The organism is Nocardia sp. NPDC056952, assembly GCF_042674185.1.
Classification (GTDB): Bacteria; Actinomycetota; Actinomycetes; order Mycobacteriales; family Mycobacteriaceae; genus Nocardia.
In genome coordinates this window covers 1435532-1449612 of sequence record NZ_JBHURA010000001.1, presented here as the reverse complement: position 1 = coordinate 1449612, position 14081 = coordinate 1435532, and the positions used below count along the sequence as shown (strand labels likewise).

The 14081-nt window shown below is 64.0% G+C and carries 14 protein-coding genes and 1 pseudogene; 5 read left to right on the top strand and 10 right to left on the bottom strand.

Annotated elements, in window-relative coordinates; all coding sequences use genetic code 11:
• Positions 1-234: 234 nt before the first annotated feature.
• A complete protein-coding gene (locus ACFTS5_RS06625) occupies positions 235-1365 on the bottom strand; it encodes a LysM peptidoglycan-binding domain-containing protein (RefSeq protein WP_378628045.1) in 1131 nt (376 codons plus the stop codon).
• Positions 1366-1754: 389 nt separating this feature from the next.
• Here ACFTS5_RS06625 and ACFTS5_RS06620 point away from each other — a divergent pair.
• The 3 genes and pseudogenes from ACFTS5_RS06620 (at position 1755) to ACFTS5_RS06610 (ending at position 4833) form a co-directional block, all read left to right on the top strand.
• Positions 1755-2486 (top strand): annotated as a pseudogene (locus ACFTS5_RS06620) (transposase).
• 548 nt (positions 2487-3034) lie between these two features.
• On the top strand, positions 3035-4465 hold the full coding sequence (locus tag ACFTS5_RS06615) for a PP2C family protein-serine/threonine phosphatase (RefSeq protein ID WP_378628044.1): 1431 nt from the start codon (positions 3035-3037) through the stop codon (positions 4463-4465).
• Complete coding sequence (locus ACFTS5_RS06610; RefSeq protein ID WP_378628041.1) at positions 4462-4833, top strand: STAS domain-containing protein; 372 nt, start codon at positions 4462-4464, stop codon at positions 4831-4833. The genes ACFTS5_RS06615 and ACFTS5_RS06610 overlap by 4 nt, the downstream gene beginning before the upstream one ends.
• Here the strand turns inward: ACFTS5_RS06610 and ACFTS5_RS06605 are convergent.
• The 4 genes from ACFTS5_RS06605 to ACFTS5_RS06590 form a co-directional block, all read right to left on the bottom strand.
• A complete protein-coding gene (locus tag ACFTS5_RS06605; RefSeq protein ID WP_378628039.1) occupies positions 4830-5165 on the bottom strand; it encodes a hypothetical protein in 336 nt (111 codons plus the stop codon). The two genes, ACFTS5_RS06610 and ACFTS5_RS06605, sit on opposite strands and share 4 nt — an antisense overlap.
• A gap of 1041 nt (positions 5166-6206) precedes the next feature.
• A complete protein-coding gene (locus ACFTS5_RS06600; RefSeq protein ID WP_378628036.1) occupies positions 6207-6662 on the bottom strand; it encodes a hypothetical protein in 456 nt (151 codons plus the stop codon).
• Positions 6663-7016: 354 nt separating this feature from the next.
• A complete protein-coding gene (locus ACFTS5_RS06595) occupies positions 7017-7505 on the bottom strand; it encodes a YybH family protein (protein WP_378628033.1) in 489 nt (162 codons plus the stop codon).
• On the bottom strand, positions 7502-8089 hold the full coding sequence (locus tag ACFTS5_RS06590) for an NADPH-dependent FMN reductase (protein ID WP_378628031.1): 588 nt from the start codon (positions 8087-8089) through the stop codon (positions 7502-7504). Before ACFTS5_RS06590 ends, ACFTS5_RS06595 begins: the two co-directional genes overlap by 4 nt.
• 133 nt (positions 8090-8222) lie before the next feature.
• Between ACFTS5_RS06590 and sigJ the strand changes: the two genes are divergently transcribed.
• Complete coding sequence (gene sigJ, locus ACFTS5_RS06585) at positions 8223-9113, top strand: RNA polymerase sigma factor SigJ (protein ID WP_378628029.1); 891 nt, start codon at positions 8223-8225, stop codon at positions 9111-9113.
• Between the two features lie 714 nt (positions 9114-9827).
• On the opposite strand, the gene ACFTS5_RS06580 is transcribed toward sigJ, so the two are convergent.
• From ACFTS5_RS06580 to ACFTS5_RS06570, 3 genes are all read right to left on the bottom strand, one after another.
• Positions 9828-10193, bottom strand: a complete 366-nt coding sequence (locus ACFTS5_RS06580; protein ID WP_378628364.1) for a cold-shock protein — start codon at positions 10191-10193, stop codon at positions 9828-9830.
• Positions 10168-10311, bottom strand: coding sequence for a hypothetical protein (locus ACFTS5_RS06575; RefSeq protein WP_378628368.1), 144 nt, complete (start codon positions 10309-10311; stop codon positions 10168-10170). The genes ACFTS5_RS06580 and ACFTS5_RS06575 overlap by 26 nt, the downstream gene beginning before the upstream one ends.
• A gap of 461 nt (positions 10312-10772) precedes the next feature.
• Positions 10773-11198 (bottom strand): Hsp20/alpha crystallin family protein, encoded by a 426-nt coding sequence (locus tag ACFTS5_RS06570; RefSeq protein ID WP_378628027.1) that lies wholly within the window; start codon positions 11196-11198, stop codon positions 10773-10775.
• A gap of 154 nt (positions 11199-11352) precedes the next feature.
• On the opposite strand from ACFTS5_RS06570, the gene ACFTS5_RS06565 reads away from it, so the two are divergent.
• Positions 11353-11661: a MerR family transcriptional regulator gene (locus ACFTS5_RS06565; protein ID WP_378628024.1), complete on the top strand. Its 309-nt coding sequence runs from the start codon at positions 11353-11355 to the stop codon at positions 11659-11661.
• A 387-nt stretch (positions 11662-12048) separates the two neighbouring features.
• Here the strand turns inward: ACFTS5_RS06565 and ACFTS5_RS06560 are convergent, their stop codons facing one another.
• Positions 12049-12462 (bottom strand): heme-binding protein, encoded by a 414-nt coding sequence (locus ACFTS5_RS06560; protein WP_378628022.1) that lies wholly within the window; start codon positions 12460-12462, stop codon positions 12049-12051.
• A 140-nt stretch (positions 12463-12602) separates the two neighbouring features.
• Positions 12603-13742, bottom strand: a complete 1140-nt coding sequence (locus ACFTS5_RS06555; protein WP_378628020.1) for a glutathione-independent formaldehyde dehydrogenase — start codon at positions 13740-13742, stop codon at positions 12603-12605.
• Positions 13743-14081 lie beyond the last annotated feature (339 nt).

Below are 14081 nucleotides of genomic sequence, written 5' to 3'. Positions count from 1 at the left end.
GCGCCATCGAAGCAGTGCTGCGCACCGTTGCCGGTATCCGTGCTGATCTCGACGAAGCACTGTCCGGATCGACGACCGTCCGAGAGCTGTGGGGGCACCATCGCGACCACCTCATTCCACTGGTCAGAACCGAGGGCACACCGTCGAGCCTCACTCGAGGCTGTTCTCGACCTTCGTCACAACGATCGTTGAGCGCCCCAGAACTAGAGACTGGCGGCCGACAGCCGTGCGCTGTCAGGCCGGTGCGATGTGTGGTCCCCAGTAGTTGAGGTGAGCGGCCGAGTGGGCGAGTACGGTGCGTTCGGGAATGATGTCCCAGATTCCGTATTTGTCGTGGGGGAAGTCGCGCAGGAAGTTGTTGAGGTCCACTGCGGTGGCGAACAGGCGGGCGGGATCGATCGGTCCCAGAATTCCTGAGTTCACCCAGTCGACAATGTGTTCGGCGATCCCGGTGATCATGGCGACCGGGTCGGTGAGGGTGAATTCGGTGGCGATGTCGTAGGCCTGTTTCAAGTAGGTGCCCGCGATGTTGGCATTGCCGTAGATGTCTCCGGGCAGGCAGTAGTCGAACCAGTCGATGGGGTGGGTTTCGGTGATGTTGTCGCCCGAGATGCCTTGGTAGGCCAGGAAATTGCCGAGATAGAAGGTACGGCCCAACCCGCGATGCGGTGAGGCGAGGGCGTGTACCCAGTGACAGTCGCCGCGTCGGCCCTGCAGTGAACCGGACACGATGTCGCGACCGACCAGCGAGACCACTGCCCCGCCCTGGCTGTAGCCGAGCAGGCCGAACGACCCCTCGTGCGCGTTGATCAGTCTGGTCAGTTCGGCGATACCCATGTCGCGGGAGGCGCGGTAGGACGGTCGGCCCAGAGCGTCGAGCAGGGCGTCGCCGCCGCCGGGGACGGGTCCGAAACTGGCGGGATAGTTCACGTATTCGATGTCGAACCATTGCGGATCGAGGGCGTTGGTGATGCCGGTCAGCATGCCGATGGGGTCCGACGGGCTGATTCCGCCCGGATTGGCGTTGGCGGCGGCGACGGCTTCCCACGTGCCGGGCACACAGAACAGTGTGTGCTTGGCGAGTGTCAGGTCGGGGATGATCAGGGTCTGCCCGACGATGATCATGTTCGGGTCGGCGAGCTTGTTAGCGGCCGCGATCAGCGGAAACCGCGCGCGGTCGCCGTAGAACCGCTCGGCCAGACCGGACAGTGTGTCGCCTACGACCACTGTGTGGGTGGCGGTGAGCCCGGGAACGATGAGCACCTGACCGACCCTGATCACGTTCGGGTCGGCGATCCGGTTTGCGATCGCGATCATCGGATACAGCGACGAGTCGCCGTAGAAGCGGCTGGCCAGCGCCGACATGTGTCGCGTGCAGCAACCGTGTAGCGGATAGCCATGATCGACCTCTCGTCCTTGGGATCAGCATCGACGATTCCATTACCACGCAGAACTGACTCAAATGGTGGAGTACTCCAATATTGCGCCGATATCGACACCGTCGCGATCGGACATCGTCCCCGACTCCGGCGCGCACCGGGTTAGGACTATGACCACATCGGATCAACCCCGCTCCATGTGCACACCCGACGCGGCAACCGAGGCAGGGCGGAAACTCGCGCGTGAGTTCGTTCATGGATTGGGCGCGGTCCCTTCTGACAGCGCGAACAAGTCCACCTAAGGGATGTCCCGTAAGTCGCTGAACAGCAACAGGTATCGTGTCGGCGGTGGTGATCTCGGCGTCCGATCCAGTGATGGTGGAGTTGTTCTCCGGGCTGCGGCCTCGCACGTTCGCTCGCCTGATCACCGGATTGCGGCGCGAGGCGTCGACCGGCCGCTGCGAGGTCGGCGCTGAGCATTGTGTTTCGAAGATCGGGTGCTGCTGGTGGCCACCTACTGGCGCACGAATCTGACGATGCGGCAGCTCGCGGCGGTGTTCGGGTGTCGAAGTCGGCCGCGGCCCGGGTGATCGAGGATCTGGGGCCGGCGTTGGCGCTGCGGCCCCGTGCCCGGTTTCCACGGGGTGCGGTGTTGATCGTGGACGGCACCTTGGTCCCGACCCGAGATCACAAGGTCGCAGTGCCGAGTAAGAACTACCGGTACTCGACCAACCACCAGGTCGTGATCGACGCTGACACCGAACTCGTCGTCGCGTTGGGGAAACCGTTACCGGGCAACCGCAACGACTGTCGTGCCTGGACCGAGTCCGGTGCCGCTCATACCTGCCGCAACGCCGTAGTGATGGCCGACGGCGGCTACCGAGGCACCGGTCTGATCATCCCGCGCCGCCGCTCACCGGGTGTCGAGCTGCCGCAATGGAAACAGGCCACAACAAGTCCCACCGCAAGGTCCGTGCTCGCGTCGAACACGCCTTCGCCCGGATGAAGACCTGGAAGATCCTGCGCGACTGCCGTCTTCGTGGCGACGGGGTGGGTATCGCGATGGCAGGAGTGGCGAGGCTGGCCAACCTCGCTCATGCTCACTGATTCCGAATCGACGGACCAGCCACTATCACCGATCCAGACTTACGGGACATCCCTTAGCTGTCCAGATTCCATCAGCGGGATAGCTAGGAGCCGACAGGTTCTGATGCATCACGCGGACAACGGCCCACAGGTGTGGCCAGGTCGGCAAGGTGCCAGCGTTGAGCCATCCGTCCAGAACACGTCATGACCCGATGGGAGTGGTGCACGGCCTCAGCTTCTCTTCTGGAAGTCCACTTGCCTTCCGCCGGGAAGCGATCCTGTTGTGTTCGGCGCGGTGTTCGTGGTGCCGTGGGTGGGCGGCCGATTCGCGACTGAGCGGTCAGCGCATCATCGACGACATCAGCGGCGGCCTTGTGCGGACGACCTCGCTCCAATCTGCCATCACGAGTTTCGCGAGGTCGCCGACGTCGCCTACGAAACCGAGTGATGAGCGCAAAATCCGGCAGCGTTGAATGCGTCAGCTGCGGTTGCGGCGTGGGCAGGAAGACGACCGGACTAACCTCTCTGTAGCACTGGTCACCGGACCGGCGGACGAGGAGAGGTAACCGATGCCGCAAGAGGAATACGCGGCCAACCTTGCAGATCGACCGGGGCAGCGAGCGCTCAGCGCGGTAGAAGAAGCGCGCCGGATGGACGCGGTGCGCCGCTATGACATCCTCGACACTCCGCCCGACGGTGCGTTCGACCGGGTCGCGGCGATGGCGGCCCGGCTGTTCAAGGTGCCGGTGGCGAGCGTGACGATCGTGGACGAGGATCGGATCTGGTTCAAGGCCGCCCATGGTTTGGAGGGCGTAAGCGAGATCAGTCGGGAGCCGGGCTTGTGCGCCTCGGCAATTCTGTCGGATGAGACATTGGTGATTCCCGATACCCGCATCGACCCGGTCGCCTGTTCCAATGGTCTGGTCACCGGGCCGATGGCAGTCCGCTTCTACGCTGCTGCCCCGATCATCACCCACGACGGGTACCGGTTGGGCACCGTCAATATCCTCGACACTCGTCCACGCCTGGTCACCGAAGACGACACCGCCACCCTCGCAGACCTGGCCGCGATCGTGCTCGACGAGCTGGAGATGCGCCTTTCGGCTCTGCACAGCCTGCGCGTCGAACAAGAGCGGCGCCTAGAGCAGCAGCAAGCCCGCGAGCGCGCGGAACGCGACAAGTCCGCTATCCAGGCTTTCGCCTCCACCCTCCAGCAGACTCTGCTGCCGCCGGCGCTGCCGATGGTGGCGGGGCTCGAGCTTGCGTGTCACTACGCCACCGCCTCCCTGCAGGAGGTGGGCGGCGACTTCTACGACGTCTTCCCCCTGCACAGCGGCAGATGGGCATTCTTCCTGGGGGACGTGTGCGGCAAGGGTCCCGAAGCCGCCGCACTGACTTCTTTAACCCGCTACACCCTGCGCGCCACGGCATTGATCGACCCGGACCCCGACACAGTGCTCCCCGCGCTCAACACCGCGCTGCTGCTCGAACCGGCCGTCGGTACCCGGTTCTGTACGGCCGTGTTCGGCGTGCTGACCCCGCACGAGGGGGGAGGTTTCACTGTCACTGTCACCACCGGCGGCCACCCTCCGGCGTATCACCTGCGCGGCCAAGGGATGGTGGAAGCGATCCACCCTGGCGGCATGCTCATCGGCGCAGTCGCCGAAGCCCGCTTCGCCTCGCGCACTTTCCATCTGGCCCCGGGCGAAGGACTGCTGCTCTACACCGACGGGCTGACCGAGGCCCGCACCGCCAGCGGAGCAATGATCGGCGAGCAGGGCGTGAGCGATTTCCTCAGCGCGCGCACCGCAACCATCACTGCCACGGCTCTCATCGAGGACATCGTCGCTCTCATCGACGCCACACCCCACGGCGCCGCCGATGACATCGCCTTGCTGGCCCTATCGGTCCCCCTCGCTGAGGCCGCGGACAGCATCGGCGCTACCACCACCGCCCATACCCTCGCCCCCGTCGGCGAGATGCCGGAGAGCCAACCGTGACCGACTTCTGTCTGACCACCCAGCACACCGACGGCGACCTCGCCGTGGCAAACATCGCCGGGGAAATCGACCATGCCACCGCACCCCACCTGCGCGCACAGGCATTAGCGCTGATCGAGCAAGGCCACCGCCACCTGATCCTGGACCTGCAGGCGGTCACTTACTGCGACTCCTCCGGCTTCAACGCCCTCGTCGGTATCTCCCGCTGCGCCGAGATTGCGAACGGGAGCCTGGCCCTGTCCACCGTCCCCGGCCGAATTCAGCGACTACTCGAACTCACCGGGCTCGATGTTTTGATGCCCGCCTACCCCACCACCGCCGACGCCCGCACCGCCCACACCTCCAGCCAAGACACCGCCAACACCTAACCGGGTTTCCGTGCTCCACCTGCGTACGCATCAACGAACCGGTCGAACAATGGCGCGACCGGCAGAGGAAGTTGCTGCCCTACCGGATAGACCGGGACCTGTTGGCCCGCATCAAGAATCCCGACGTGCAGTACGGTGATCTCCGCAAGGTGCGCCGTGTCGGTCCCACAGTCGTCGGCGACAGAATCGTGCCCGACCGATAGGCCGCCAGGGGCGGGAAGGCTGACCCGGCCGCGTAGCGCATCGTCGTTGCAGAACCACCCCAGTAGCCGGAACAGCTCGTTGAAGTCTCCGCTGATCCGAATCATCAACTGGCCGTTGAGGTCTGTCATGACGCCATCTTGCCCGACTTACTGAGAACGGTCAGGTGATGCCGCGGAGTTCTCGACACGGTTGTTCTACACCGGCGAGCAGCCCTGGGTAAGGAGTATTTATCGGCCGTCTGGCCCCGTCGACTGGCCCCTGCATTCGATCCGCCGATCCTGCTCCATGTACCGGCCTATCCCGGCCGCACAGCGCCGAACGCCCCGAGCTTCGCTAGCAACCAGCTCGGAGCGTTCGTGATTGGGTAATCGGCCGCACACAGGCTCGATGCAAGCTAATGGTTGGCGTTCACAGCGTATCGGCCCCCTCCCCGTCGTGGAAACAGACCGTCTCAGGCCTCCCCCACCGCATGCGTCAGCCCACCACCAACGACGTCTGCTGGGTTAGTTGGTGTGCGTAGTGGTCGAATCGCCCTCCGGACACGCAAAGAAGGCCCCGATCATCAGATCGAGGCCTTCTTCGTCTGCACGATGTACCAGCGAGAGGCCGCGCGGATCTCAGTACTGCGAGACACCCAACCTGCTACCCGTCGACAACGAACAGACCGCCGCCGGCGAGTCCCCGCTTCTCGTCGCCGACGCACTGCCCGCAACCGCACAGATCTTCGTCGCCACCCCGCGCGAGGCATCCCGACCTCACACCAGCAGGTTCGCACTGATGGCAAACAGCAGCGTTGCAGTACAGCACCTTGGTCGACAACAGCACCGGCCCGGACAGAAGTGTTGGCCCATCAAACTCACAGGGTTTGAACCTGCGACAACCGGGCGCAGGTTCCAGTTGTCCAGACCTTACCCATCAGTACCCAATAGTGCTCAGCACCAAGCTTTTTCACGAATCGACCGTTCTCAGCATGTCGCATCAATTCGCTTTGATTCCGGTCAAAAGTGTGGGGTTTCTGTGGGGCGCTTCCCACGCCCGCCCGCTCCCCTGCACGCAACATGCCAGACACCACTGACCGAAAAGACCTGCTCTGTCGGTCCGCAGCGCAACCTGCACGCTGTGCGGGCGAGAGGGGACACCGCACAGCTGTGCGACCAGGCGCTGGAACGTCACTCGCTCGCCGGTGTCGCCAGCTGGAAGTGCTCGGGATCGGTGCGATGGTGAGCGAACTCCTCGTCGGTCAGTGTCGGGAAACTGTCGTGGTAGGTCTCGTCATCAAAGACCTGCACCGCGAGAGTGTCAGGGCTGAACCGGGAGAATTCCATCTTGAACGTGGGCGAGACAAGGACCGACGAAGGGAGATAGAAACGCCGGATCAGCGGCTGCTTCTCCGCGTCGCTACTGATAAACGCATGGCCGGAGGTGCCTGCGACAAATCGTGGTGGCCCACCTAACGCCGGGAACATCTCGGCAATGATGTCCTGCACGGCGAGAATAGCCTTGAGAGCGGCGTCGCGGGCATCGGTATTGTCCAGGCCCGCGTTGTAGTGCACGGCGCGGTTTCGCAACTGATTGATTGCCCGCAGTTCGATAATCCGTTCGATCCAGGGCCTTCCACATTCCATCGTGTCTTAGATGATCTTGCGCGATCCGCCCGTTTTCTCGCTGGCCGGCGCACCGGGCCGACCTAGCGAAGCAGAGGTCGGCCAAGCTCGGGGCAAGGATGTGCGCGATCCGCCGCGCAGCTCGGTGGCGCGAGGTGACCGCTCATCGGCATGAGCGGACGTCAGGCCGACCGCCAGCAAAGGGGACAGTGGCAGCGCCGTGTCGGGCCCCTACCTCGGCGAGGTCCGCGCGGCGGGTGAGCATCGAAGCTCACCCGCCGCGTCCTCGAAACCGAGCAACCCTATCCCGACATCGAGTTCGCATTCGGCGTCGAGCGTGCTAGCCGGTCGCACCGCAACCGGGTCGCTGACCGGTCAATACGGGCGCTCTGCGCCCCCTAGATCGAGGTCGACCACGCCTTTGCCGCTCGCCATGTCGAGTGGCACCGAGACCTGGTCGTGTGCGATCAACCAGGTGTCGGCGATCTTCTGCAGTCCGTAGGTGACCCGGACCCATATACCGTTCGTTGCCTCGCCGTTTCTCAGTGTGCCGCGCAGACGTGCAAAGGCATGCCCGAAGGCCACACCATCGCCGACACTGAGCGTCAGATCGCGAACGTCATAGGTCACACTCTCAAAGAACAGGAACACTCTCGCCCAGTTCTCGAGTTTCGCCGCTCTCCCGACGTGCCGGTGCGGCGGCTCGAGATCGAAGGACACGACGTCACTTGTGTACAGCGATTTCAGAACCTCGAGATCCTTAGCTCGTACTCCTTCGATCGCCTTGTCGATTTGCCGCCGGATCTCGGCGCCATCGGCTTCGATGCGGTCAGCGCGTGACTGGAAGTCGTTGGATGCGGTCATGATCGACTCCCCATGAACTGCTCCTGCGCCGCCCGCAGCGGCGCGAGCGCAGCACTCCAGGCGATGACCTGATCCAGCGTTTTGTTCAGGGCGGCGATGTGGTGGTCGCCCGGTATGAAGGTGACGTGGTTCTCGAAATCGGTGAGCAGAGAGATCTCTACCGGACGGCTCACATCCGCCAAACCGAGCCCGCTGCAGACCACCCGCAGCTGCGCCACGGCACGGGCACCGCCGCTCACCCCATAGGAGACGAAGCCGACCGCCTTGTCGGTCCATTCCACGTACAAGTGATCGATTGCGTTCTTCAGCACTCCGGGGATGCCGCCGTTGTACTCCGGGGTCACCATCACGAAGCCGTCGAACGGGCCGATCCGCTCGGCCCACGCGCGGGTGTGCGCGTGCGCCGACGGGCCGAACATCGGCGGCGCGGACTCGTCCAGATGCGGTAGCGGGTGATCGATCAGGTCGATCAGGTCGAACTCGGCGTCGCCACGCTGCGATGCCGTGTCCAGAACCCACTGTGCGATTTGCGGGCCATTGCGGTTGGACCGGGTACTGCCGAGGATGATGCCGATCTTGGTCATTTCCGGAAACTCCTGCTCTGCTGAGACCGTTACAACCTTCCGACGACGTAGCCGGGACAAATGTCAGGCCTCACAATTCGAGTCGCTGTTTCGTCGGATCAGTGAGTGCTGTCGACACGAGGAGCCCAACACCATGACCGATCCGCACCTGCGCGCGGTGATCGACGAACGCCGTCAACTGATCAATCTCGCTTACCGCCTGATCGGCTCGCTGGCCGAAGCCGAGGATGTGGTGCAGGAGACCTACGTGCGGTGGTACGCGCTCTCCGAGCGACAGCGACAGGACGTCGTGACCCCTGGGGCGTGGTTGACGACAGTCGCCAGCCGCATCTGTCTCGACCTGCTCGGCTCGGCGCGTGCCAGGAGGGAACAGTATGTGGGCGAATGGATTCCGGAGCCGATACCCAACCACTCCGAGTGGTTGGGTGGTCTCGCCCCTGGTGACCCCGCCGACCGGGTCACCCTCGACGAGTCGATCGGGATGGCCTTCCTGGTCGTGCTCGATTCCATGACGCCGGCCGAGCGAGTGGCGTTCGTCCTGCACGACGTGTTCCGCTATTCCTTCGCCGAGATCGTCGACATCGTCGGCCGAACCCCCGCGGCATGCCGCCAGCTCGCCTACAGCGCCCGCCGCCGCATCGATACCTCGCAGCGCCCATCGAGCGCCCAGCGCGCCGACGTGGTCAGAGACTTCAAACGGGCGTGGGAAACAAACGATATGGAGGCCCTGATCGGATTGCTCGACCCGACCGCAATCGCGACCGCAGACAGCGGCGGTCTCGCTCCGGCCTTCCGAGACCCGATCACCGGCAGCGAACACATCGCCAGCGCCTGGATCGAAATCGCTACCCGCGGCCCCCGGGTAGCGCTGCTCGAGCGCACAGTCAACGGTCAGCCCGGCCTGGTCGCCCAGCTGCGTGACGCCGTCATCTCGGTCTACGCCTTCGACATCGTCGGCAACCGCATCACCCGCATCTGGGCAATCCGCAACCCGGAGAAACTACGTCTCTGGACAACCGGCTGAACTGTGGCGGCGGAAACGTGACTGTCAGAAGCCGCCGCCCCGTTGACCGAATGCACGGTGTATCGGATATTCACTGCGTCGCGCCCTTCGCAGACGCTGTCGGCGTTTCGGCGCTCGATCAAGGCGCAACCCACCTCCATGGCCGCAAGCCATGGCGCCGCGTAGGCAGGCCAGCCGGTAGTCGGCCTGGTGGCGGGTCGGAGACCGCAGCGTGAACCGCGGTGGACCAGTCATCGCGCTGCTACTTATGAAGCACCACCACGACCGGGTCCACAGGGACGAACTCAGTTGTGTTCACCACGCAGGAGCGTGCGCCGAATACGGTATCCGAGCCCGACCGAGCAATACGACCAGCCGCGCCGCCGAGGCCCACCGCGACGGCGCAACACCGTTGCTCAGCTCCACACGAGAACCGCTTCCCGCCCGTCGTCGCTCCGCAGCGCCGGTGAATACCACCCGACCAGAGTGCGGCGGTCCGGCCGGGTGGCCGCAGCCGAAGGGGCCGTGGTCGTGGCGGTCAGCGACGGAATCGCGGTTCGTGCAATGGAGAGACACCATCCATGATCTCGGTCCACCACATATCGAGAGGGCTGGGTTCGGGCCACCGGATTACGGTCGTTCCGGTTGTCGGCGTCGCTGGTTCCTGCCGATCGACGGCGTTATCGGTAGGCATTGCTGTTCCTCCGCAATAGGTCAGACTGCGTGCGTTCGGTGTCATCGGTCCTTGCGAGCGCGCACCAGCGATCGCGCCCACGCCCGTGGCCGCGAAACCGGGACCGCAATATCAGTACCGGGCTCGACATAGGTCAGCACTTGGATGGCTTCGGGTCCGCGACCGACATCGGTCATAGTGAAGATCACGCGTTGTCCCGCGTGCAGAATCTTGAAACCCGGTGAGGCGATGGCGGTGTAGTCGCAGAACACCGCCGGTCCACCCCGGTCTGGGATCAAGAAACCGAACCCTTTCGCGGCGTCGAACCAGGAAACGTGACCGGGCTGCCAGTACTGGGATTCCCCGGCCTCGCACTGGTGCGGGTCCGGGTGCGCGCAGTGCTCAGTAGGCGAGGCAGGAGAGCTCATCATCGTCGGCACAGGGGATACTCCGGGCTTGGTCGATACGGTCGACTGAGTCGGCGAGGTCGGCGCCACGCTCGGACTCGTCAGCGTGGACCGCGAAAGCCGTCGGTAAAACGATCATCGGGTCCTCCTCGAATCGGTCGAATATCGGACGGGTGGAGCCGGTAGCCGGTCCGTAGACCCGGCCACCGGCTTGCAAGAAGTCGAATTCAGCTCATGCGAAAAGGCTTCGGAGATCGTTCGATACCGTCACCTCCCTCACTGTCGGTACTCAGTGGTCGCGAATCGGAGGACGCTGTAGCTGCTACGCCATTGCACGAGGAGGGCTGCGCTGAGTGGGCGCTACGTCGACCGGCCACCTCGGTGACCAGCACCTCGACAACGTCGGCGTTCTCACGCGATGCCGCGACGGCTTCCGCAAGCGACACAGGGACCGACCTGCTCGAACACCGATGAGGTCGATCTCGGCGATCAACGCGACGTAGTCGGGATCGAGCGCCACCAGCGCGGTATCGACCCACCACGCTCGACCAGGCATCGTGTCAGTAATCGGGGCAGACATCGCCGACCTCCCTCACCGACTCAGGCGTTGATCACCTGGGGTTCACGGTCGTGATCGCGGGCGATCTCGATCTTGCGGGGTTTGGCCTTCTCCGCGACCGGGATCGACAACCGCAGCACACCGTTGCGGTAGTCGGCGCGGATCTGATCGGTGTCGAGGCTCTCGCCGAGGAACAACTGACGGCTGAACACCCCGCGCGGGCGCTCCGCGGCGATCATCGACCGATTCGCGTCGAGGCCGGGTCGGCACGCGCGCACCGTCACCACATTGCGCTCGACGTCCAAATCCAGCGAGTCCGGGTCGATTCCGGGCAGATCGAACTCGGCCACGAACTCATCACCGTCGCGCCAAGCATCCATCGGCATCGCCGCCGGCTGTGCTGCTGTGCCGAACATCTGCTGGGTCCACCGGTCCAGATCACGGAAAGGATCGGTGCGCATCAACATGGTCGCCACCTCCAACTCACTCCATTCTCACTAGTATGACGATCAGATAACCTCTGTCATCTGACATAGATATTTTCTAGCACTCCACCTAGATGAGTGCAAGTACTGGAAACAAGTAATCTAGGAGAGAATCGAAGGAATCGAGAGGACGCAGATGGTCTCCCCGCACAACTCAGGGCCGTCGCCAGCGCAGGCGGTGTATGCGATCTCCGTTGCCGCGGAGCTGGCCGGCATCGGGGTCCAGACCCTGCGCCTGTACGAGCAGCACGGACTGGTCACACCCGCGCGTAGCGCCGGTGGCACCCGCCGCTACAGCGGCGAGGACCTGACGCGCCTGCACCGCATCACCACCCTTACCGGCGACGGGGTCAATCTGACCGCGGTGGCTCGCATACTCGAACTCGAAGACACCGTCGCTCGCCTAACCGCCGAACGCGATCGACTACGCGCCAAACCGAAGTAACGATTGGCGCGACCGCAGTCGATCCGGCTCGCCGCCCAGCGGCAGCCCAAGTTCGTCAAGGGGCAGCACCCAGATGTCCATCTCATCGAGAGCGGGCCGGTGGCGTCCTTGTCGGCCAAGACGTGTTCGACGTCGATCCCGTCGAGTTGACGAATGGTGTTCTGGTCCAGGGTCGAGACCCTGATGTAGACGACGCGCACCCCCGCCGCTGACCGCTGTGCGTCACATCCCTTGCCTGCTGTCCGTTCCACCTGCGACCGCCACACGGCCTGAGCCACGCCCGTGGTCAGACGTGAGTGATGAAGGGCAGTGCGTGGCTGGTGCCGTTCAGCTCGGTGCCACGTGCCACGTCGACCAAGCAAACACGGTGTCGACGTAGTTCACTGCTCACATCGCGGCCACGGCAGCCTCGGCGACGGTCTTGTCCTGCTCTCCGGTGCCACCGCTGACGCCAACCGCTCCGACGACCTGGCCGTTGTGCCGCAGCGGTACACCGCCGGCGAAGATCATGATGCGCCCGCTGTTGGAGGCGTGTATCCCGTAGAACTGCTCGCCCGGACCGGCGGCGGCCGCGAGGTCCTCGGTCGAGATGTCCAGCGCCCGCGCGGTGAACGCCTTGTTGATCGAGATGTCGATGCTGGCGATCCAGGCACCGTCCATTCGCACGTGGGCCACGAGGTTGCCGCCGGCATCGACCACCGCAATGTTCGACGGCGACTCGATCTCGTCGGCTTTGGCCTGTCCGGCGGCGATCAACCTCTGCGCATCGTCGAGGGTCACCGAGGTCTGGTTCACTGTCATGATCTGCTCCTTTGGGGCGTCGTGGACTCCGCGACGACGTCGGCCCGGCGGCAACGTGTTTCGCGATCCGCTTGGCCTGCAGTGCCGTTGCCATGGTTGTAGGTATTGCCATGGTTGTGCTCATGTCGGTCCTGGACGCCTCACGGATGCATGACGACCTTGGTCCATCCGTCGTCCCGGGCATCGAAATGCCGATATCCGGACTCGGCCTCGGCCAAAGGGAGCTCGTGAGAGACGATCCAGGACGGTGTGGCCCGGCCCTCGTGGATCAGGTCGCGCAGCTGCCGGTTGTAGTGCTTGACGTTGGCCTGTCCGGTCCCGACCTTCTGCCCCTTGAACCAGAATTTGCCCATGTCGAAGGCGATCTTGCCGTGGCGTTCGAGTTCGTCGGGGCCGTTTTGGTCCTGGGGCAGGAAGATGCCGACCACGCCGATGTGGCCGGTGAAGCGCACCGAGTCGACGAGCCGGTTCATCGTCATCGCGGCGTCTTCATGACCTTGCGGGTCGTGCGCCTGGTACCCGACACACTCACAACCCTTGTCGGCACCGCGCCCGTTGGTCAGATCGAGGACCTGCTCGACCGGGTCGCCAGTGGAGTCGTCGATGGGTATGACCCCGATCTGCTCGGCGAGCCGCAGCCGGTCGGGGTGACGGTCGACGATCATCACCGTGCTCGCGCCCTGGATCATCGCCGAGTATGCCGCCATCAGACCGACCGGCCCTGCCCCGTAGATCACCATCGAATCGCCGGGCTGCATGTCGGCCAGGCGGGTGCAGTGCCATCCGGTGGGAAAGATGTCGGAGAGCATCACATAGTCGGTTTCCTTGTCCTGCGCATCCTCGGGCAGGCGCAGACAGTTGAAGTCGCCGAACGGCACCCGCAGATACTCCGCCTGTCCGCCCCAGAACGGTCCCATCCCGGCGAAACCGAACGCGGCGCCGGCCATCTTCGGATCCGGGTGCACCGTCAGGCAGAACGCGGTCAGTCCTTCCTCGCAGTTTTGGCAGAAACCGCAGCCGATGTTGAACGGCAAGCACACCCGATCCCCGGCCGAGACCTTGACCACCGCATTGCCCACCTCTGCGACGATCCCCAGATTTTCGTGACCGAGGACCATCCCGGGCTCCAGGTCGGTGCGGCCCTCATACATGTGCAGATCCGATCCGCAAATGTTGGTGCTGGTGATCTTCACCAGCACATCGGTCGGTCGCTCGATCCTCGCATCGGGCACATCCCTCACATGGACCTCACGTGGTCCGTCGTACACAAGCGCTTTCATCTCGACACTCCCTCACATGCGCGTTTCCGATTGATGCCCGGCCCGCACCGCCAAGGGGCTACATACGAGCGACCGGCCGAATGAATCGTGCTCCTGAGGGCAGACGACACGACATCGCACGGAACGACAACCACACCAAAACGTTTGACACACCATATTTCGCGTCACGGCCGACGAGCAGTGGGTGCATTTCGAGCGTCGCATTCCCTCCACCACGAAGTCTCCTCCTATAGCTCCACGATCGCTAGGGGTTGAGAATTGTTTTAATTATCCGAGAGTTCGGGTGCCTCCTTCCCTTCACAGGTAAATGGTGTGATGCTGGACCGTATCCACCACCTC